The sequence below is a fragment of the Brevundimonas sp. genome, from assembly GCF_041648615.1.
Lineage (GTDB): Bacteria > Pseudomonadota > Alphaproteobacteria > Caulobacterales > Caulobacteraceae > Brevundimonas.
Genome location: NZ_JBAZOS010000003.1, coordinates 40,883 through 59,274, shown reverse-complemented (window position 1 = coordinate 59,274; position 18,392 = coordinate 40,883). Strand labels below are relative to the sequence as shown.

Here is an 18,392-nt window from a genome sequence, read left to right as displayed (position 1 = left end):
GTCTTCCTGCTCGCCGCGCGCCTGATGCGCGGGACCTCTGCGGGCTATATGCGCCGTACGTCCTCCCCCGTCCGGGACCGCAAGGGACCGGGCGGGAGTCGGCAAGGCCCGAACAGGGCCGGCGGCCGGCGGGCGCGTGGAAAACGACGACGCGGGGCGGCTGTCTCGTCGAAACGGTAAAACTGCAAACGCACCGGGCGAGCCCGGTCGCCCCGCGCCCTCCCCGAACTTTTCAGCGGAAACGCCGAAGAGCGATGCCCCCTGCGTGCGTCACAGAACCATGATGACCCCGTCGCCAACCCCCGTCATAAGCGTCGTCACCAATCCGGAGTCTCCATGCGCCCTCATCGTCGTGATCTGATCGCCGGCTCGGCCGCCGCCTTCGCCTTCGCCGGCCTGGCCCGCAGCGTTCAGGCCCAGGCCGCCGCCGATGAGGAAACCTACGTCAATCAGGTCGCCGGCTACGGGCCTCTCCGGGCCGATCCCAATCGCATGCTCGACCTGCCCGAGGGCTTTTCCTACCAGGTCATCTCCCAGGGCGGCGACACCATGGACGACGGCCTGTTCGTCCCGGGCCAGTTCGACGGCATGGGCTGTTTCCCCCTCGGCGGCTCGCGCGTGGCCCTGGTCCGAAACCACGAACTGAAGGGCTCCAGCAGCCTGCACCGCAACCTGGGGCCCGGCGGTTTCCATCAGGAACGACTGGGCCTGCTGGACCCCGCCAAGGGCTATGACACCTACAAGGACGGCCGCCCCCTGCCCGGCGGCACGACCACCCTGGTCTATGATCTCGAGACCCGGCGAACCGTGAGCCAGCACCTCTCGCTGGCCGGCACGAGCACCAACTGCTGCGGCGGCCACACCCCCTGGGGCAGCTGGCTGACCTGCGAGGAGACCGAGGAGACCCCGGCCGACGCGGACGTCGCCCGGGAGCACGGCTATGTCTTCGAGGTGCCGGCCGCCGCGACCGGCCTGGTCGATCCCGTGCCGCTCAAGGCCATGGGCCGCTTTGACCACGAAGCGGTCTGCGTCGATCCCCGCACCGGCATCGTCTATCTGACCGAGGACAAGGTCGACGGCCTGTTCTACCGCTTCATCCCGAAGACGCCCGGCAAGCTGATCGACGGGGGCCGCCTTCAGGCCATGGCCTTCCGCGACGCCCGCGGCTCGGACTCCTCGAACCATACGACGCGCCTCTGGTCGGTCGGCGACTGGCGCGAGGTGGTCTGGATCGATCTGGAGGACGTCGAAAGCCCCGCCGGCGACCTGCGCCGGCGCGGTCACGCCGCCGGCGCCACCCTCGTCTCGCGCGGGGAAGGCGTCTTCTGGGGCGAAGGGGAGATGTATCTGACCGCCACCTCGGGCGGACCGATCCAGCGCGGCCAGATCCTCCGCTATGTCCCGTCGCGCGACGAGGGCAAACGGGGCGAGACCCGCCGTCCCGGCCGGATCCAGCTGTTCGTCGAAAGCGCCGACGAGAAGACCATCAACATGGGCGACAACCTCTGCGTCGCGCCCTGGGGTCATCTGGTCGTCTGCGAGGACAACTATTCCGCCGAGATCCGCAACCATGTGAAGGGCGTCACTCCGGACGGAAAGCTCTACACCATCGCCCGCAACGTCTTCACCGGGAACTCCGAGTTCGCCGGGGCCGTCTTCTCTCCGGACGGCTCGGTCCTGTTCGTCAACATCCAGTACCCCGGGGTGACCTTCGCGATCAGAGGCCCCTGGACCTCGGTCCGGACGTAAACAGCCGCGCCTGCGAGCGCCGCACCATCCACAGATTGACCGTCGCCGCCGTCAGCACCAGCACCGCCCCCGACTGATGCAGCGCGCCCAGCCATAACGGCGTGGCGTGCATCAGGGTGGCGATCCCCAGCCCCGCCTGCAGCCACAGCACGGCGGCGACGACAAAGGCCGACAGACCCAGCCCCTCGGCCAGCCGCCAGCGCCACGCCTGCACCGCATAGACCGTGCCGCCGATCAGCAGGGCGTAGGCCCAGATCCGGTGATTGAACTGCACCAGCGCCTGATCGTGCAGGAAGGCCAGCGCCCCCTTGCCCCAGTCCACCGGCGCCAGGACCGCGCCGTTCATCATCGGCCAGTCGGTGTAGACGAAACCCGCCTTGGCCCCCGCCACCAGCCCGCCCAGCAGGCACTGAACGAAGACGGCCCCCAGCAGGACGGCCGCCCCCCGGCTCCATCCCTGGGGCGACCGTGAATGCGCCTCGCCGTTCCACGCCTCCAGGCCCGTCCAGATCAGCCCGATGAAGATCAGCAGGGCCAGGCCCAGGTGCGTCGCCAGCCGCTCCGGCGCCACATCGACCCGTTCCGACAGCCCGCTGGACACCATCCACCAGCCGATGAACCCCTGCAGCCCCCCCAGCGCCAGCAGCACCGCGCAGCGCGCGACCAGTCGCCGCGGCATCTGGCGCAGGACCAGGAAGACCACGAACGGCAGGAAGAAGACCGCTCCGATCAGCCGGCCCAGCAGGCGATGCGCCCATTCCCACCAGAAGATGCCCTGGAACTCGCCCATGCTCATGCCGGCGTTGACCTGGGCGTATTGCGGAATGGCGCGATATTTCTCGAACGCCTCGTTCCAGTCCGCCGCGGTCATGGGCGGCAGCGCCCCCATGATCGGCTTCCACTCGGTGATGGAGAGGCCCGAGCCGGTCAGACGGGTCACGCCTCCGACCACCACCATGGCGAAGACCAGCACGGCGCAGGCGAACAGCCAGATGGCCACGGCCCGGCTCTGATCGCCCCCGATGAAACGCTTCATTCGACGCCCGCCGTCCCGACCGTTACAGTGACCGCGCGTCTCTGGTCCGACGCCGGACTGAGCGGTATGCCCGCCCTGTGCGGCGAGATCGAGTCGCTTTTCGGCGTCGCATCGCCGCAAGTCAGGAGAGGCCGTTGCAGTACGCCGACATCGCCATCGCCATTCTGGGGGCCTTCGCCCTGGCCTGGCTGGCTGATCTGCTCACCGGCCGCCGCGGCCTGTTCGCGACCTCCCTGGTCTCGGGCGTCGCCGCCGCCGCCGGATGGTTCCTCGCCATCCGCGTCTTCGCCATCGGCACGATGGACGAATGGGACTGGGTCGCCTGGTCGCTGACCGCCTCCGCCCTGGCCTTGGGCGGATTCTTCCTGTTCCGGAGCAAGCGTTGACCATGGGCCCCCGCACGCGCCGCTTCGTCGCCATGCTGGGCGTCGTGGTTTTCCTCGTCGTCTGGATCTGGGGCGCGATCGCGATCCGGGGTCTGTTGCCGGCCTCGCCGCTGATCGATCTGCTGGTCTACGCCGTCGCCGGCGTCGGCTGGGGCGTGCCGCTCTACCCTCTGTTCCGCTGGGCCGAAGGCGGCTCGGAAAGGAAATAGACAGCGGGTCGGACAGCGGATTTTTGCCGCGTTCACACGGGGCCGTGTTTAACGGTCAGCGAGCAAGGATCGAGGTGAGGCTATTTGCGGTCGGGTGTGGACGATCGAACGCGTACCGCCAGGCCGTCAGCGATGGACTGCCCCGGATGGAGCACCACCCGCTCCCCCGGACCCAGCCCGGCGCGAACCTCGGCGAACTCACCGTTGCTGTGGCCGATCTCGACCCGCTGCAGGCGGGCGCGGCCGCCCACGACCTTGAACACCGCCCACTGGCCCTGATGGCGGAACAGGGCGGACACGGGCGCCCGGACCACCGCGTCCGCGCTCCACACCGTGACCGCCGCCTCGACCCGATAGCCGTGGCCGACCGCCGCCCAGGCGGCGGGAGGATCGACGGGATCGATGATCACATTGACCCGCTGCTCCTCGACGCCGAGGGCCGAGACCTTGAGGAAGCCATAGGGTTCGACCTGCCGGACCCGGCCCTGGAGCGCCGGACCCTCGCCCCAGGCGTCGATCACGGCCGGCGCCCCGGCGGAAATCCGCGCCGCATCGCTCGACAGCAGTTCGGCGACCACCTCGAGATCGCGAGGGTCGCCGATCTCCATCACCGGCGCGCCCTGGACGACCACGCTTTCGCTCTCCTGCAGCACCCGCAGGACCCGCCCGGCCACCGGCGCCCGGATTGTCACCGTGCGGCCGCCGGAACTCGCGGCGGCCGGCTCGATCAAACGCACGCGGGCCGCCTCGAGGGCCGCCTGCCGGACGCCGACGCCGGCGCGGGCGTTGCCGACGGCGGCCGCGGCGGTGCGGACATCGAGGCGGGCGCGGTCCAGGGCGCTTTGCGACGCGATCTCCGCGGCGAACAGGGTCTCGGTCCGTTCGGCCTCGATCCGGGCATGGGCCAGCCGGGCTTCGGCGCCTTCCAGCTCCGCGCGCGAGAGAGCCAGGGCGGCTTCGGCCGAACGAACCCCGGCCTGGATTTCCTGGCGGGACCGTTCGTCGACAAACACCGCGGGACCTGGCTGGATGACCGCGATCACCGCCCCCGCCTCAACCCGTTCGCCCGTGCGGTTGCCCACCCGCAGCAGCCGCCCGGAAACAGGAGCCGAGACTACATAGATGTCGCGCACGCGGGTGCGCGCCTCGTCGCGAACCGCGACCGTCAGCGCGCCCCGGGTGATCTCCCCGAGGTCCGCCAGGACCGGCCGCGGGCGGAAGGCGAAGACCAGCAGCGCCGCCAGCGCCAGCGCGGCGGCGACCCAGAACAGCGTCCGGAATTTGAGATTGAACCGGTTGATTTTCACCGCGCTACTCTCCGGTCTTCAAGGCTTCGGCCAGGTCGAGCCGGTCGATCTGTCGCCGCACCATCAGGCTCGCCACGACCGTGATGACCAGCACCACCGCCGCGGCCAGGCCGAAGGTCGCGGGAGCGACGGCGAAGGGCAGCCGGAACAGGTCCGAACTCATGGCATGGGCCAGATACCAGGCGAGACCGGCCCCCGCCGCCGCGCCCAGCGGCAGGGCGAGCAGCGTCAGGAAGGCGACCTCGCCCAGCAATATGTAGGACACTTCGGCGCGTGAGAAGCCGAGCACACGCAGCGACGCCAGCTCACGCTGACGCTCGGCGAAGGAAATGCGCACCGTGTTGTAGACCACGCCTGAAGCGATCAGACCGGCGAAGAAGAAGAAGGTCAGGATGGATCTCCCGAGGTTCTCATCGAGCATGGCGGCCAGGCGTTTGACGGCCTCAGCCTGCAATCCCACGCCGGCGACCGAGGGAGTCTCCTTCAAATGGGCATAGAGATTCCCGGTCCGGTCGCCGTCGACCGTCAGCCAGGCGCCTGACACCTGAGGCCCCTCGCCCAGCGCCCGGTTCAGGTCCTCGATCCGCATCCGCGCTCCGGAGCCCACATAGCTGACGGTGACGGCCGAGACCGGAAGCGCGAGCAGCGGCCGGCGGCCTTCCGTGACCTGCGCCTCGACGATGTCGCCCGCCTCGATCCGGAGCCTGGCGGCCAGGTCGCTGGACAGGACCAGGCCGCCGGGATGCGGCTGGACCGGCCGGTTGTGCGTGTCGACCATCCTCGACAGGGTCCCGTCCAGCGGCGCGCCGGTGATCACCGCCCGCTCCTCGCGGGCGCCGTGGCGCAGGCGGACCGGGACGATGCGAAAGGGCTCGGCCGCCAGCACGCCGTCCTCGCGGGCGAGACTGAACAGGGCGGCGCGCGACCGGGGCTCGACGAAGCTCACCGAGACATCGTGGGGGTTCGATACGGTGAAGCTGGAATCGATCATCACCTTGATCCCGTCCATCATCGACAGGGTGCCGATCAGGAGGGCGCCGGAGGCCGCGATCCCGGCCACGGTCAGGGCCGCCCGCCAGGGCCAGCGGATGATCTGGCGCAGGATCATGCGCGATTGCTGGTCGAGAACCCTCATTCGGGTGATCCAGGCCCCCGCGGCGCGGGAATAGTCGGGCGGGGGCGCGGGGGTCATCGCTTCCGCCGGGTTCAGGGCGGCGGCCCGCCGCACCGCCAGGGCCGCGCCGCCCATCACCGTCAGCATCGCCACGCCGACCACGGTGGCGTAGTCGGCCGGGTCCGCCTGGAACAGCAGGAAGGGGAAGCGGTAGTATTCCATATAGAGCTCCGCCATGCTCCGACCGAGCCAGATGCCCGCCGCGCCCCCGATCAGCACGCCCGTCGCCGCGATGACGGCGACCAGCTTGAGATAGTGTCCGATGATGTCGCGGTCCCGATAGCCGAAGGCTTTCAACAGTCCGATGCCGGCGCGCTGGACGGCGATCAGCCTTGAAACCACGACATTCACCAGGAAGGCCGCCACCAGCAGGAAGACCGGCGGCAGCACCCGCCCCATGGTCGCCAGCTGGTCGATCTCGCTGGACACGAAGGCGTCCGAGACCTGATCGGCGCGGCCGTAGGCGCCGGGCGCGCCATAGGGCTCCAGAAGGCGGTCCAGCCGCGCGATCACCGCCGGCTCGGAGGCGTCGCGAGAGAGGCGCACCACCGCCTCGTTGAAGGCCTCGTCCTGGTTGACGGCCTGCGCCAGGGCGCTGCGTCGCATCCAGAGAACGCCGAACAGCCGGTCGTCGGGAACGAACTGGCCCGGGCCGATGGCGTAGACGTGCTCCGGCGACAGCGCGATCCCGACCACGCTCAGACGCCGGCGGCCGCCATAGAGGGTGGCCGGAACCGTGTCGCCGATCTCGAGCCGGTGCGCGTCGGCGAAGGCCTGGAGCACCACCGCCTCATCCCGCTGTCCGGTGGTCGGAAGGCGACCGCGGACCAGGTGGAGCCGATTGACCGCCGCCTCTCCCACGTCCGGCAAGGACAGGACCTCGCCGGTGGCGGGCGCGCTCATCCCCTCCATGGCGAAGAGCGCCGGAACGCGGATGCGGGTCGCCGCGGCCTGGACGCCCTCGATCACCCGAATGTCGGCGATCAGGCGCTGCGGCGCGCGCACCACCGGGGCCCAGACGTCGGCGAAAAGATAGCGTTCATAATAGGCGCGCCGGGTTTCCTGCAGCGAACTCAGCATCCCGGCGGCGAGCAAATGGACGGCGACGCCGCCTGCGATGACGAAGGCGATGGCGAGAGCCTGGGTCTTCATGCGCCAGAGCTCGCGCACCAGCTTGCGGTCCAGCGCGCCCATCCAGGCCGGCATGCGGTTCACCAGGAGATCTCCCCGGGCAGTCGCTTGTCGGCGTTCTCGCGCACCTCTCGCACGCGCCCGTCGGCGAAGATGACCACACGATCGGCGATGGCGGCGATGGCGGCGTTGTGGGTGATCAGCAGGGTTGTGGCGCCCAGGCTGTCGTTGACGGTCTTGAGCGCCTCCAGAACCCGCACGCCCGTGGCGGAATCCAGCGCGCCCGTCGGCTCGTCGCAGAGCAGGACCGACGGCTGCTTGGCCACGGCGCGGGCGATCGCCACCCGCTGCTGCTCGCCGCCGGACATCTGGGCGGGGAAGTGATCCAGCCGGTTCTCCAGACCGACCATGGCGAGGGCCTCTTCCGGACTCAGCGGGGCCTCGGCGATCTCGGTGACGAGGGCGACGTTCTCGCGCGCCGTCAGGCTCGGCATCAGATTGTAGAACTGGAAGACGAACCCGACATGCCGGCGGCGGTATTCGGTCAGCTGATGCTGGTCCGCCCGGCTGATATCCTCGCCCCGGAACAGCACCTCGCCGCCGGTCGGCGTGTCCAGCCCGCCGAGAATGTTCAGAAAGGTCGACTTGCCGCTGCCGGACGCGCCAAGCACCACGACCATCTCGCCCTCCGGCAGATCGATGTCGACGCCGCGCAGGGCGTGGACCGCCGCCGGACCGGAGCCGTAGACCCTGGTCACGGCGCGGGCCCGGAAGCAGAGCCGGGATGACGCCGCCCCGGCGAGCGTGTCGACAGCGCCTCTCATGGGATCACGGTGACCCCGCTGATCGGCAGGAATCTGAAGCGGAAGCGCCCTGCGCCGTCGCCGCGCTGACGTCCGGAAGAGCGTGTCTGCGGCAACCGCGGCGGACGCATCAAGGCTGCTTCCCCATCGAGAGCCTTCCGGCTTCGCCGGTCAGGACTTCCAGGATCCCCCCCATCCAGAGGCCCGCAATCAGCAGCAGGACGCCGATGGTCACCTGGCGCCCGTAGGCTCGTCCCCCCGTCATAACGGCTGTCGGAATCTTGACGGCCATGTTGGTGGTTAGGGCCAGAACCACCCCGAGCGCAGCCGCGGACAGTGCGATCCGCTCCCCTTCCAGTAGTGTGGCCATGGACACCGACGCCGCCTGCGCATCAGCGAGACCCAACACCGCGCCGCCCATCAGGGCTCCGGGCGCGCCAAGCCAGCGGATGAGCAGTTCGGCGACAAGGCTGAAGGCGCCCATCAGGGCCACGAACAGGAGAACCGCTCCGCCGTTGAAGGTCCGGCCGAGGGTTTCACCGCTTGCTGTGTTCGACGTGCGGCGCACGAGCCAGACGGCGTAGGCGAGCATCAGCAAGGCGGACAGGCCCAAAGGGATCGCCAGGACGATGATGAGCGGCGGACTGACGGCTGCAATGAGCGCCAGGAGATAGCCAAGGCTGCCGATCATTGAGGCGACCGCGCCCGCCGCGCTGGCTGCTGTCAGATCGGGTTGGGCCCTGGCGCGCGCACCCATGGCGGCGACCGTGGCCGTGCTTGAGACCAGTCCCGAGGCAAGGCCGGCGATCAGCAGCCCGTACCGTCCGCCCAGCAGGCGCTGTGCGACATGGCCCAGGAAGCCGAGCGCCATCCCCACTACGGCGAGGCGCCAGAGGGTGAAGGGATTGAGCAAGCCGAACGGATCGACCGGTCGATTGGGCAGGAGGGGAAGAATGACGACGGCCGCGATCGCGATAACCAGGGCGTCCAGGAGTTCCTGCTCCGTGATCCGGTCCCGCACTAGGCTGTGCAGTTGCCCCCGAAACGCCAGCAAGGCGGCAACCACGACGCCGACTCCAAGCGCGACGGAGGGCCGGGTCTGCGCCAGGACTCCAAGGGCGTAGGTCACGACAAGCGCCACCTCGCCGGTGAGTCCGGGATCCTTGCGATCTCCGAGCCAATAGGCCGCGAGGGCCCCGAGGGCGACAAAGCCCCCGGCCAACAGGACAAGGCCAGGATGGCCGATCAGGGCCGCGACACCCCCCAACAGTCCAACCAGTCCAAAGGTGCGCAACCCGGCGGCCGAACGGGTTCCGCCATCACCCTTGCGCCGTTCGCGATCGAGGCCGATCAGCAGTCCGATCGCCAATGCGACCACCAGCGGCCATTCAGGTCGGTTCAACCAGGGCGCGGGGTCATGGGCAGGCATGGGCTGACGCGCAGGGAGCCGTCGCGGCGTTTTCAACGGTCAGGTCTTCGATATCCTCGACAAAGCCCTTCACAGAGGGTCTCCTCGTTTGATCCCGCGGACGCCACCGCGTCGGAGAACGTCAGTCAATGGCGACGACCGCGTCGTGAACCCCCAGAGGCCTGAGCGCTCGCACGCCCCCGTCGAGGCCGAGGTCCGCCAATCCTGACCCTCGCGCGTTCGCAGACTTTGTCCTTGATCGAGATCATGTCGCGACAGGCCCGGCGCCTTGGCGCAGCTACGCGTGAGGCCGTCAGGGGATGCGGGCGACAGGCGTTCGGACGGCCGGGTGCGCCCCGGCCCAGAAGGGCTTCAGATCGAACACTTCCTTGTAGGCTCTCGCGGCCGATTTGATGGACCGACGCTTGTGCAAAGCGGGTCGCCCGCCATGCGCCGCGTCGGTCAGGTCGAAGCGCTCGAGCAACGCGCTGCCGGTCGCATGATCGGTCAGGCGTCCCAGATGGGTCTGAAGACGTTCGACGGCTCCCATGAAAGCCTCGAGCCGCTCGGACGCGACGGGCCCGGGAAACAAGCCGCTGAAGAACTCCGCCGAGTACCGAAGTTTCTTCGCCGCGATCCGGACGGCATGGCGCCCCGAGGCGTCGAGATGCGCCAGATGCGCCCCGCGACGCCTCAGGCGGCGCCGGCAGCGGCGAAGCCTGCGGACGGCGAAGGGTCGGATGGCCTCGCGGCGCAACGCCTCCGTGGCGGGGTCGGACAGCCAGGTCCCGGCGCTGGTCCAGGCGGTGAGATCCAGCATCAATTCCCGCATGGTTGACGATCGGAGGTCCGCGACAAGCGCATCGTAAATCTGCTTCCGGTGCGTGTTGAGTCTGGCGAGCACGCTCGCATCATCGATGAGTCCCGTAAGCACATCGATATTCCGCCCGTCGCCAAACATCCGGGCGGCCCGCTTCAGACGCCCGTCCAGGGCCCGGGATTCGGGATCGGAGAGCAGGGGCTTGAACAGATCCAGCGCCGATCGGAGACGCCTGAGCGCGACCCGGCATTGATGTAGCGTTTCGGATTCAGGCTCAGACAACAGTCGCGTTTCGTTCAGTCGATAGTGGCGTATGCATGTGTGGCAGATCGCCTGAAAGGCCGCCTGCACCGAGAAGTCCTCGGTCAGAGCTATGCTTTCCGCCTTGACCGCCTCGCCCCGCTGCTGTTCGTCCAGCGTATAGCCGCGCTCCGCCTTGCTCTGGACGCCGATGCGCAGCGGGCTTGTCTCCCCGATCCCGGCGGCCAGATCGAATAACGTCCTGAGCGGTCCGGTCCTCAGTTCGATCTCGATTTCGTGAATCCGAACCGACCGGCCGTGCGCGCGGATCGCCCCATAGTCACTGACGAGTTCCAGCTCCGCGCCTGCCCGATCCACGCGCCACAGTCGCCGATCGACATCGGTTGTGAATTGAACCTCCAGCGGCAGATCACAATTCGAAGCCCCGATCATTTTGGCGATCAACGCCCGCATCGACGAATCGAGCTCGGGCTGATCGCCCGAAACCTCGGACTCCAGTTCGGCCCGGACGAACAATCCCGCCGCTGCAGCGCTCTCGACCTTTATCGTCTGGATGCGACGCGCGCCTTCCTGTCGGACCCTGAGTGTCACGCCGGCTTTCCAGAGACGCTTGTCGGCGGTGTCGAAATAGATCGAGACCAGGCGGAGATCTCCGACCGGTGAGCCGTAGTCGATGGCAAGCCGATGCCGGACCTGGTCGACGGAGCCATCCATCTCGAGCTTCAGTTCAGTCTCCATCAGCAGCCTGCACGCGCACGCCCGCGTCCCGGGTCTCAACCGTTTGGATCGAGGGAGCGGAGGCGCCTGGCATTGTGAACTCCATTCGAGCCGGGATCCGAAGCTGACGGCATCCTAACACCAGACGCGCGGAACCGCCGCTTCGAGTCAGGACATGACCAAGAGCGCGGCGCCGCGGAGCAACCGGCGTCCCAAAGCCAAGCTGTAAACAGGTCGCCCAATTGCAAAGGGGCCGCCCGAAAGCGGCCCCTCTAACCAACCGTCTTCATTGAGGAAGATGGTCGGAGCGACAGGATTCGAACCTGCGACCCCTTGACCCCCAGTCAAGTGCGCTACCAGGCTGCGCCACGCTCCGAGAGGCGCTCCCTATAGACGGGGTTGGCGGCGCCGCAAACTGAAAAAGCAGCCGTCAGACGCTTCTCGACAGGACAGCTTCCAGCCGGGCCCGCGCACCCTCCAGTTCGGCCAGCGCCTGACGCAGATGGATGGCCGCCGAACCCGCCCCGGGCGAAGCCGAAACCCCGGTCGGCGCGGCGCCCTCCGGCTCGAAAATCACCTTGCCGTCAGGGTCGCCATAATGGGCCAGACGCTTCAGCCCCTGCTCCTTGTGCAGCCGCTGCACGCCCTTGATGGTCAGGCCTTCGTCGTGCAGCAGCCGTTTGACGGCCTTGAGCACGACGATGTCCTGCGGACGATAGAAGCGTCGCCCCCCTGCCCGCTTCAGCGGCGTCAGGAACAGGAATTTCGTCTCCCAGAAGCGCAGCACATGCTGGGGGGCGCCGACCTCGTCAGAGGCTTCTGAAATGGTCCGGAACGCGTTCGGGCTCTTGGCCACGGACTTCAGGCGCTCACGACGGCGTCGTGAACCCGGCCCTTCATGATCTGCGAGGCGCGGAAACTGATGACCCGGCGCGGATGGATGGCCGCCGGCTGGCCCGTCTTGGGATTTCGGCCCATGCGGGCGCGCTTCTCGCGCACCTGGAAGACGCCGAAGCCCGACAGTTTCACGGTCTCGCCGCGCTCGAGCGACTCGATGATCAGCTCGAGCGTGCGCTCGACCAGAGAGGAACACTCCTGTCGGGAAAGACCGACCTCCTCATGCACCGCTTCACACAGGTCAGCGCGTGTCAGGGTCTGGTGTTCGGCCAAGGTCCGCTCCCCTCCAAAGGTCGGTCGCCGACATAAAAGGGCAAGCGTCGTCAAATGGAAAGCTGGAAATACGCCCTACAGACGAAAGGCGCAGGCTCCCCAGGTCAGGCCGCCGCCCATGGCCTCCAGAAGAACCAGATCGCCGCGCTTGATGCGGCCGTCCCGGATGGCGGCGTCAAGCGCCAGCGGAATCGAGGCCGCCGATGTGTTGGCGTGCATGGCGACCGTGGTGATCACCTTGTTTTCGTCAAGTCCAAGCCGGTCGCCCACGCCCTTGATGATGCGCTGGTTGGCCTGGTGCGGCACGAACCAGTCGACGTCCGCGACCTCGATGTTTGAAGCCTCACAGGCGGCGGTGATGGCTTCGGCGATATTGACCACGGCATGCCGGAACACCTGGTTTCCCGCCATTCGCAGATGGCCGACCGTGCCCGTCGTGGCCGGGCCGCCGTCCACGTACAGCAGGTCGGTCTTGGTCCCGTCGCAGCGCAGGGCGAAGCCCAGAAGGCCCTGGTCTTCCTTGGTCCCCTGCCCTTCACGCGGCTCGACGACGACGGCGCCGGCGCCGTCGCCGAACAGGACGCAGGTCGAGCGGTCGGTCCAGTCCATCAGCCGGGTCATCTCTTCGGCGCCGATGACCAGGGCGCATTTCGCCAGGCCGCGGGCGACGAATCCATCGGCGACGCTCAGCGCATAGACGAAGCCCGAGCACACGGCCTGGATGTCAAAGGCGATGCAGGTCGGGGCGCCGAGCTTGCGCTGCACGATCGAGGCGACCGACGGAAAGGTCATGTCCGGCGTGGTCGTGGCGACGATGATCAGGTCGACGTCCGCGGTCGTCCGGCCGGCGTCGATCAGGGCCTTCTTCGCCGCCTCGACCGCCAGATCGCTGGTCGGCTGGTCGTCGCGGGCCTTGTGGCGCTGGCGGATGCCCGTGCGCTCCTGAATCCACTCGTCGGAGGTGTCGACGATCTTCGCCAGGTCGGCGTTGGTGACGACCTGTTCCGGCAGGAAGGAGCCGACGCCGGTCACGGCGCTGCGAATGACGCTCACTGGGGAGTCTCCATGGCGTGTTCCGCGGCGGGCGCGGGCGGCTGTTCCATGACGGCGGTCAGGCGGTTGAAGCTCTCGCTGACCTTGACCAGATAGTCGCTGCGGCCCAGCTCGACCGCAATACGAATGGCGTTGCCGAAGCCCTTGGCGTCGGCGCCGCCGTGGCTTTTCACCACAATGCCGTTCAGGCCGAGCAACGGGCCGCCGTTGATGGCGCTGGGGTCGATTTTCTGGCGCATGCGTCTCAGCGCCGGCAGGGCCAGCAAGGCTCCGGCCTGGGCCATGACGCCCGAGGTCAGCGCCTCCTTCATCAGGGCGGAGATGAAACGGGCGACGCCTTCCGCCGTCTTCAGGGCGATGTTGCCGGTGAATCCGTCCGTCACCACGACATCGACGGTGCCCTTGGCGATGTCGTCGCCTTCAACGAAGCCCCGGTAGTCCAGGCCCAAGCCCTCGCCGCCCTCGCGCAGGATGCGGTTGGCCTCGCGCACCTCTTCATGGCCCTTCATGTCCTCGGAACCGACGTTCAGGATGCCGATGGTGGGTCTGCCGCCATTGCTGTGCACGGCGGCGTGGAACGCCTCGCCCATGATGGCGAACTCGACCAGCTGTTCGGCATCGCTCTCGACATTGGCGCCCACGTCGAGCACCGCCGTCACGCCTCTCAGCGTCGGCCAGCTGGCCACGATGGCCGGTCGCTCCAGCCCGTGCGCGGACATTCGCAGCAACAGTTTGGAAATGGCCATCAGGGCTCCGGTATTTCCGGCCGAGACGATCGCCCCGGCCTCGCCCAGCTTGACCGCCTCAATGGCGTTCCACAGGCTGGAGCCCTTGCCGCGGCGCATCGCCTGGGCCGGCTTTTCGTCCATCGCCACGACCTTGCCGGTGTGGCGGATGATGCAGATGTCGTCGGTCAGCGCACATCGGGCCATCTCGGCCCGGATCGCCGTCTCGTCGCCGTGCAGCAGAAAGCGCACACCCTCGCCGCCGTGGCGTTTGCGGTAGTCGCGGACGCCTGCAACCACGACCGACGGACCGTGGTCCCCGCCCATGGCGTCGAGCGAAATCAGGATGGGGGATGACAAGCCGTTTCGACTCCGTCGCGCCGTCAGTCCGGCGCTTGTCAGTAAGGCGACGATAGCGCCGCACCGGGGGGATGCAACCGCGCCGCCCCGACGTCAACCTTCGTCGGAGGGACGCAGCTGTTTCAATACGGCGAAGGGCGAGATTTCGGCCGGTTCCGGCGGCTGGACGAACTCGGCGCCAGGCTTGCGGGGGAAAGGGTCCAGCCGCAGCGCCAGCTGTTCGACGGCGTACTGGCCCAGGTCGATCTGGCCGTCCTCGATCAGGTCGGGCGATTCGTCGTCCAGGGTGATGACGATCTCGTCGGAATCCTCATCCACAGCCTCGGCCAGGGTCAGGGAGAAGGGCGCATCGATCTCGACGGGCAAGGGCTCCAGGGTGATGCCGCAGGTCTGGGCGAGGCTGGCGCGGACCCGTCCGGACAACCGCCAGCCGGCGGCCGTCGGAACCAGATCCATCTCGGCGGTGAAGGACTCGAGCGAGGCCAGATCCAGAGCCTTGGCGATCCGCGCTCGCGCCGCCGCGTCGGGCTCCAGCGTCCGCTTCACGCCGCCGGGAACCTGATGCAGGCGGACCGGCACGCTGTAGGGAAGGGTTGGAACGCTCATTTGACGACCTCCGCCCAGTCAGGCCCCGCCACGACCGCATCGAAATCCTGCGCCGCAAGACGGGTCCGGCTGGCCAGCGCATAGGCCGCCAGCGCGGCCCCGATCGCGGGATCGTCGCTCTCGTAGACATTCCGCGCCAGACTGGCGGACACGGCCGCAGCGTCAGCCTCGCGCAGGGGCCCCTCATACGCGGTCATCCGCCCGTACAGGGCCTCGCCCAGCTTGCGCATTTTCTTGCCGACCGAGATGTCGCCGACGCCCAGTTCGCGCAGGGCGTGGTCCAGGGCCGAGACGTAGGTGTCGAACAGGGCCTGTCCGGCCTGCGCCCCGCGCTCGCCCTCGTCACGCATGCGCATGACCAGCAGCAGCACATGCAGGGTGTAGAGTTCGAATCGCGCATCGATCCGGTCAGCGACGCCCAGCGTCGTATAGAAGCCCGGGTCGCGGGCCTGGCGCACCGCCAGTTCATACAGCGGCTGGCCCAGGCGCTCTCGGGGACGGGTACGGAACAGATTCTGCAGCATGATCATGCGGCCCCTTTTCCGCCGCGCCGTTGAACTAAGGCTCGGGTCCGGTTAGGTCAAAGACCTTGTTGAAGTCGCAGGCGCCGCAAATGCTCCGTTCCAAGCTCCTTATCGCCGTTCTGTCGGCCACGGCCCTGACCGCCGCGTGCGCGCCGGTGGTGGGCCAGAACGGTTTCCAGGCGATCGACGCCAAGCCGGCTGACATCGTCGCCGGCACGGACACCAAACAGACCGTGCTGACCAAACTGGGCACGCCGTCGACCACCTCGACCTTCGAGCGTGACAACGTCTGGTACTACATCAGCCAGGTGACCGAGAAATACACCTACAACCGCGCCCATGTGACCCAGCGGTCCGTGACCGAAATCACCTTCGACGAAGCGGGTCAGGTGTCGGCGGTCAACAACCTCGGTCTCGAGGACGGCCAGGTCGTGGCCATGAATGGCCGTGAAACCCCGACCCGCGGACGCCAGCTGACCATACTGGAGCAACTCCTGGGCAACGTCGGCCGCGGACAGCTGCCCCGCACCGACGAAGACACGCCCGGCCAGCAGCGCCGGGAATAGGGTCTCCCGTCGAGAACCAACGAAGAAGGCCCCGGAGAGCGATCTCCGGGGCCTCTTTCTTTTCAGGACAGCCGGCCCCTCCGGCGAACCGGAGAGGCCGGCCGGACTCAGACGATCTTGCCGCTCGCCAGCACCGCCAGCAGAAGCAGGGCGACGATGTTGGTGATCTTGATCATCGGATTCACCGCCGGGCCGGAGGTGTCCTTGTAGGGATCGCCGACGGTGTCGCCGGTCACCGCGGCCTTGTGCGCCTCGGAGCCCTTGCCGTGGACGACGCCGTTCTTGTCGGTGAAGCCCTCCTCGATCACCTTCTTGGCGTTGTCCCAGGCGCCGCCGCCCGAGGTCATCGAGATGGCGACGAACAGGCCGGTGACGATCACGCCCATCAGCATGGCGCCGAGGGCCGCGAAGGCGTCCGCCTTGTCCGACAGGAACAGGATGGCCACGAACAGCACGATCGGAGACAGCACCGGCAGCAGCGACGGCACGATCATCTCGCGGATCGCCGCCTTGGTCAGGATGTCGACCGCGCGGCCGTACTCGGGCTTGACCTCATAGGTCATGATGCCCGGGTTCTCGCGGAACTGGCGGCGGACCTCTTCCACGACCGATTCAGCCGCCCGGCCGACCGCCATCATCGACATGCCGCCGAACAGGAAGGGCAGCAGCCCCCCGAACAGCAGGCCGACGACGACATAGGGGTTGGTCAGGTCGAAGGCGACCTCGCGCATGTTGGCGAAGAACGGGTACAGGTCCGGATTGGCCGAGAAGTACTGCAGGTCCGACGTATAGGCCGCGAACAGCACCAGGGCGCCCAGACCGGCCGAGCCGATCGCATAGCCCTTGGTCACCGCCTTGGTGGTGTTGCCGACGGCGTCGAGGGCGTCCGTGACGTGGCGAACGTCCGAGGGCAGGCCCGCCATTTCGGCGATGCCGCCGGCGTTGTCGGTGACCGGACCGAAGGCGTCCAGCGCCACGATCATCCCCGCCACGCCCAGCATGGTCGTGGTGGCGATGGCGATGCCGAACAGGCCCGCCAGCTGGTAGCTGGCGATGATGCCGACGATGATCGTCAGCGCCGGCAGGGCGGTCGATTCCAGCGAGACGGCCAGACCCTGGATCACATTGGTGCCGTGGCCCGAGACCGAGGCGTTGGCGACCGAGCGGACCGGGCGGAAGTTCGAGCCGGTGTAGTATTCGGTGATCACCACGATGGCCGCGGTGACGCCCAGACCCACAAGGCCGGACCAGAACAGGCTCATCGGCTCGATGACCAGGCCGCTGGTCGTCGTGACCGGGCCGGTGACCAGGTTGGTGATGACCCAGTACACCGCGCCGACCGACAGCACGCCGGTGACGATCAGGCCCTGGTACAGGGCGCCCATGATGTTCTGGCTCTTGCCCAGACGGACGAAGAAGCTGCCGATGATCGAGGTCACCACGCAGATGGCGCAGATGGCCAGCGGCAGCAGCATCATGGTTTCGACATAGGGCTGGTCGCGGAAGAAGATCGCCGCCAGCACCATGGTGGCGACCGTGGTCACCGCATAGGTCTCGAACAGGTCGGCGGCCATGCCGGCGCAGTCGCCGACGTTGTCGCCCACATTGTCGGCGATGGTGGCGGCGTTGCGCGGATCATCCTCCGGGATGCCGGCCTCGACCTTGCCCACCATGTCGCCGCCCACGTCGGCGCCCTTGGTGAAGATGCCGCCGCCCAGACGGGCGAAGATGGAAATCAGCGAAGCGCCGAAGCCCAGGGCCACCAGGCCGTCGATGACTTCGCGGCTGGTGCTCTCGAAGCCCGCGCCGGCGGTCAGGAAGGCATAGTAGCCGGCCACGCCCAGAAGGGCGCCGCCCGCCACGAACATGCCGGTGATGGCGCCCGACCGGAAGGCCAGATCCAGGCCTTTGGCGAGGCTCTCCGACGCCGCCTGGGCGGTGCGGACGTTGGCCCGGACCGAGATCAGCATGCCGGCGAACCCGGCGAGGCCCGAAAGCACCGCGCCGATGACGAAGCCGATGGCCGCATAGGGGCCGATCAGCAGATAGGCCGCGATCAGGATCACGACCCCGACCATGGCGATGGTGGTGTATTGACGGCGCAGATAGGCCGAGGCCCCTTCCTGGATCGCCGCGGCGATCTCGCGCATCTTGTCGTTGCCGGTGCTGGCCTTCATCAGCGCGGCGGTCTGGACGAGGCCGTAAAGCACTCCCAGCGCGCCTGCGGCGATGACCAGCCACAGATAGTTACTCATGGCGTTTCCAAACCCTGTGTATCAAGGCGCCCGGTTCCTTGGCGCGGCGGGCGTTATTCGCCTCTGTCCGCCTTCCGGTCCCCCCGTGCGCACCGGACGCATGTCGCGTCCCTCGGGAGATTGCGGCGGAAA

At 68.1% G+C, this 18,392-nt stretch carries 17 protein-coding genes and 1 tRNA gene; 4 read left to right on the top strand and 14 right to left on the bottom strand.

All coding sequences use genetic code 11. The features are described from left to right. The first annotated feature begins 336 nt into the window (after positions 1-336). Positions 337-1,749, top strand: coding sequence for an alkaline phosphatase PhoX (locus tag WC555_RS02505; RefSeq protein ID WP_373250863.1), 1,413 nt, complete (start codon positions 337-339; stop codon positions 1,747-1,749). On the opposite strand, the gene WC555_RS02500 is transcribed toward WC555_RS02505, so the two are convergent. After that, positions 1,718-2,785 carry a COX15/CtaA family protein gene (locus tag WC555_RS02500; RefSeq protein ID WP_373250861.1) on the bottom strand — a complete coding sequence of 356 codons (1,068 nt, stop codon included), beginning with the start codon at positions 2,783-2,785 and terminating at the stop codon, positions 1,718-1,720. The two genes, WC555_RS02505 and WC555_RS02500, sit on opposite strands and share 32 nt — an antisense overlap. Positions 2,786-2,919: 134 nt before the next feature. Here WC555_RS02500 and WC555_RS02495 point away from each other — a divergent pair, with 134 nt between their 5' ends. Together WC555_RS02495 and WC555_RS02490 are read left to right on the top strand one after the other, a co-directional pair. Further along, the gene (locus WC555_RS02495) at positions 2,920-3,171 is read left to right on the top strand and encodes a transglycosylase (RefSeq protein ID WP_373250860.1); all 252 of its coding nucleotides are present in this window, start codon (positions 2,920-2,922) and stop codon (positions 3,169-3,171) included. Positions 3,172-3,173: 2 nt separating this feature from the next. Continuing rightward, on the top strand, positions 3,174-3,380 hold the full coding sequence (locus WC555_RS02490; protein WP_373250859.1) for a DUF2842 domain-containing protein: 207 nt from the start codon (positions 3,174-3,176) through the stop codon (positions 3,378-3,380). 80 nt (positions 3,381-3,460) lie between these two features. On the opposite strand, the gene WC555_RS02485 is transcribed toward WC555_RS02490, so the two are convergent. From WC555_RS02485 to WC555_RS02430, 12 genes are all read right to left on the bottom strand, one after another. After that, a complete protein-coding gene (locus WC555_RS02485) occupies positions 3,461-4,687 on the bottom strand; it encodes an efflux RND transporter periplasmic adaptor subunit (protein WP_373250857.1) in 1,227 nt (408 codons plus the stop codon). A 4-nt stretch (positions 4,688-4,691) separates the two neighbouring features. Next, on the bottom strand, positions 4,692-7,067 hold the full coding sequence (locus tag WC555_RS02480) for an ABC transporter permease (protein ID WP_373251032.1): 2,376 nt from the start codon (positions 7,065-7,067) through the stop codon (positions 4,692-4,694). Between the two features lie 5 nt (positions 7,068-7,072). Next, a complete protein-coding gene (locus WC555_RS02475) occupies positions 7,073-7,816 on the bottom strand; it encodes an ABC transporter ATP-binding protein (RefSeq protein WP_373250856.1) in 744 nt (247 codons plus the stop codon). A 109-nt stretch (positions 7,817-7,925) separates the two neighbouring features. Beyond that, complete coding sequence (locus WC555_RS02470) at positions 7,926-9,197, bottom strand: MgtC/SapB family protein (protein WP_373250854.1); 1,272 nt, start codon at positions 9,195-9,197, stop codon at positions 7,926-7,928. Between the two features lie 319 nt (positions 9,198-9,516). Next, positions 9,517-11,022, bottom strand: a complete 1,506-nt coding sequence (locus WC555_RS02465) for a CHAD domain-containing protein (RefSeq protein ID WP_373250852.1) — start codon at positions 11,020-11,022, stop codon at positions 9,517-9,519. A gap of 278 nt (positions 11,023-11,300) precedes the next feature. Beyond that, positions 11,301-11,377: transfer RNA gene (locus WC555_RS02460), tRNA-Pro, on the bottom strand. A 54-nt stretch (positions 11,378-11,431) separates the two neighbouring features. After that, positions 11,432-11,857, bottom strand: a complete 426-nt coding sequence (locus tag WC555_RS02455) for a MerR family transcriptional regulator (protein WP_373250850.1) — start codon at positions 11,855-11,857, stop codon at positions 11,432-11,434. Positions 11,858-11,862: 5 nt separating this feature from the next. Beyond that, positions 11,863-12,171, bottom strand: a complete 309-nt coding sequence (locus tag WC555_RS02450) for an integration host factor subunit alpha (protein ID WP_300468990.1) — start codon at positions 12,169-12,171, stop codon at positions 11,863-11,865. A 75-nt stretch (positions 12,172-12,246) separates the two neighbouring features. After that, positions 12,247-13,224, bottom strand: a complete 978-nt coding sequence (locus WC555_RS02445; RefSeq protein WP_373250848.1) for a beta-ketoacyl-ACP synthase III — start codon at positions 13,222-13,224, stop codon at positions 12,247-12,249. Further along, positions 13,221-14,309 (bottom strand): phosphate acyltransferase PlsX, encoded by a 1,089-nt coding sequence (plsX, locus tag WC555_RS02440; protein ID WP_373250846.1) that lies wholly within the window; start codon positions 14,307-14,309, stop codon positions 13,221-13,223. The genes WC555_RS02445 and plsX overlap by 4 nt, the downstream gene beginning before the upstream one ends. Before the next feature lie 93 nt (positions 14,310-14,402). Further along, positions 14,403-14,915 carry a DUF177 domain-containing protein gene (locus WC555_RS02435; RefSeq protein WP_373250844.1) on the bottom strand — a complete coding sequence of 171 codons (513 nt, stop codon included), beginning with the start codon at positions 14,913-14,915 and terminating at the stop codon, positions 14,403-14,405. Then, positions 14,912-15,445, bottom strand: a complete 534-nt coding sequence (locus WC555_RS02430; protein ID WP_373250842.1) for a ubiquinol-cytochrome C chaperone family protein — start codon at positions 15,443-15,445, stop codon at positions 14,912-14,914. The genes WC555_RS02435 and WC555_RS02430 overlap by 4 nt, the downstream gene beginning before the upstream one ends. 83 nt (positions 15,446-15,528) lie before the next feature. On the opposite strand from WC555_RS02430, the gene WC555_RS02425 reads away from it, so the two are divergent. Continuing rightward, a complete protein-coding gene (locus WC555_RS02425) occupies positions 15,529-16,005 on the top strand; it encodes an outer membrane protein assembly factor BamE (RefSeq protein ID WP_373250840.1) in 477 nt (158 codons plus the stop codon). A 107-nt stretch (positions 16,006-16,112) separates the two neighbouring features. Here the strand turns inward: WC555_RS02425 and WC555_RS02420 are convergent, their stop codons facing one another. Continuing rightward, the gene (locus tag WC555_RS02420; RefSeq protein WP_373250838.1) at positions 16,113-18,260 is read right to left on the bottom strand and encodes a sodium-translocating pyrophosphatase; all 2,148 of its coding nucleotides are present in this window, start codon (positions 18,258-18,260) and stop codon (positions 16,113-16,115) included. Positions 18,261-18,392: the final 132 nt, after the last annotated feature.

Excerpts from the sequence above, each read along its gene's own strand:
- WC555_RS02475 (WP_373250856.1), bottom strand. The coding sequence starts at position 7,816 with ATGAGAGGCGCTGTCGACACGCTCGCCGGGGCGGCGTCATCCCGGCTC.
- WC555_RS02490 (WP_373250859.1), top strand. The coding sequence starts at position 3,174 with ATGGGCCCCCGCACGCGCCGCTTCGTCGCCATGCTGGGCGTCGTGGTT.
- WC555_RS02505 (WP_373250863.1), top strand. The coding sequence starts at position 337 with ATGCGCCCTCATCGTCGTGATCTGATCGCCGGCTCGGCCGCCGCCTTC.
- WC555_RS02430 (WP_373250842.1), bottom strand. The coding sequence starts at position 15,445 with ATGATCATGCTGCAGAATCTGTTCCGTACCCGTCCCCGAGAGCGCCTG.
- WC555_RS02480 (WP_373251032.1), bottom strand. The coding sequence starts at position 7,067 with ATGCCGGCCTGGATGGGCGCGCTGGACCGCAAGCTGGTGCGCGAGCTC.
- WC555_RS02435 (WP_373250844.1), bottom strand. The coding sequence starts at position 14,915 with ATGAGCGTTCCAACCCTTCCCTACAGCGTGCCGGTCCGCCTGCATCAG.
- WC555_RS02420 (WP_373250838.1), bottom strand. The coding sequence starts at position 18,260 with ATGAGTAACTATCTGTGGCTGGTCATCGCCGCAGGCGCGCTGGGAGTG.
- WC555_RS02425 (WP_373250840.1), top strand. The coding sequence starts at position 15,529 with ATGCTCCGTTCCAAGCTCCTTATCGCCGTTCTGTCGGCCACGGCCCTG.
- WC555_RS02465 (WP_373250852.1), bottom strand. The coding sequence starts at position 11,022 with ATGGAGACTGAACTGAAGCTCGAGATGGATGGCTCCGTCGACCAGGTC.
- WC555_RS02500 (WP_373250861.1), bottom strand. The coding sequence starts at position 2,785 with ATGAAGCGTTTCATCGGGGGCGATCAGAGCCGGGCCGTGGCCATCTGG.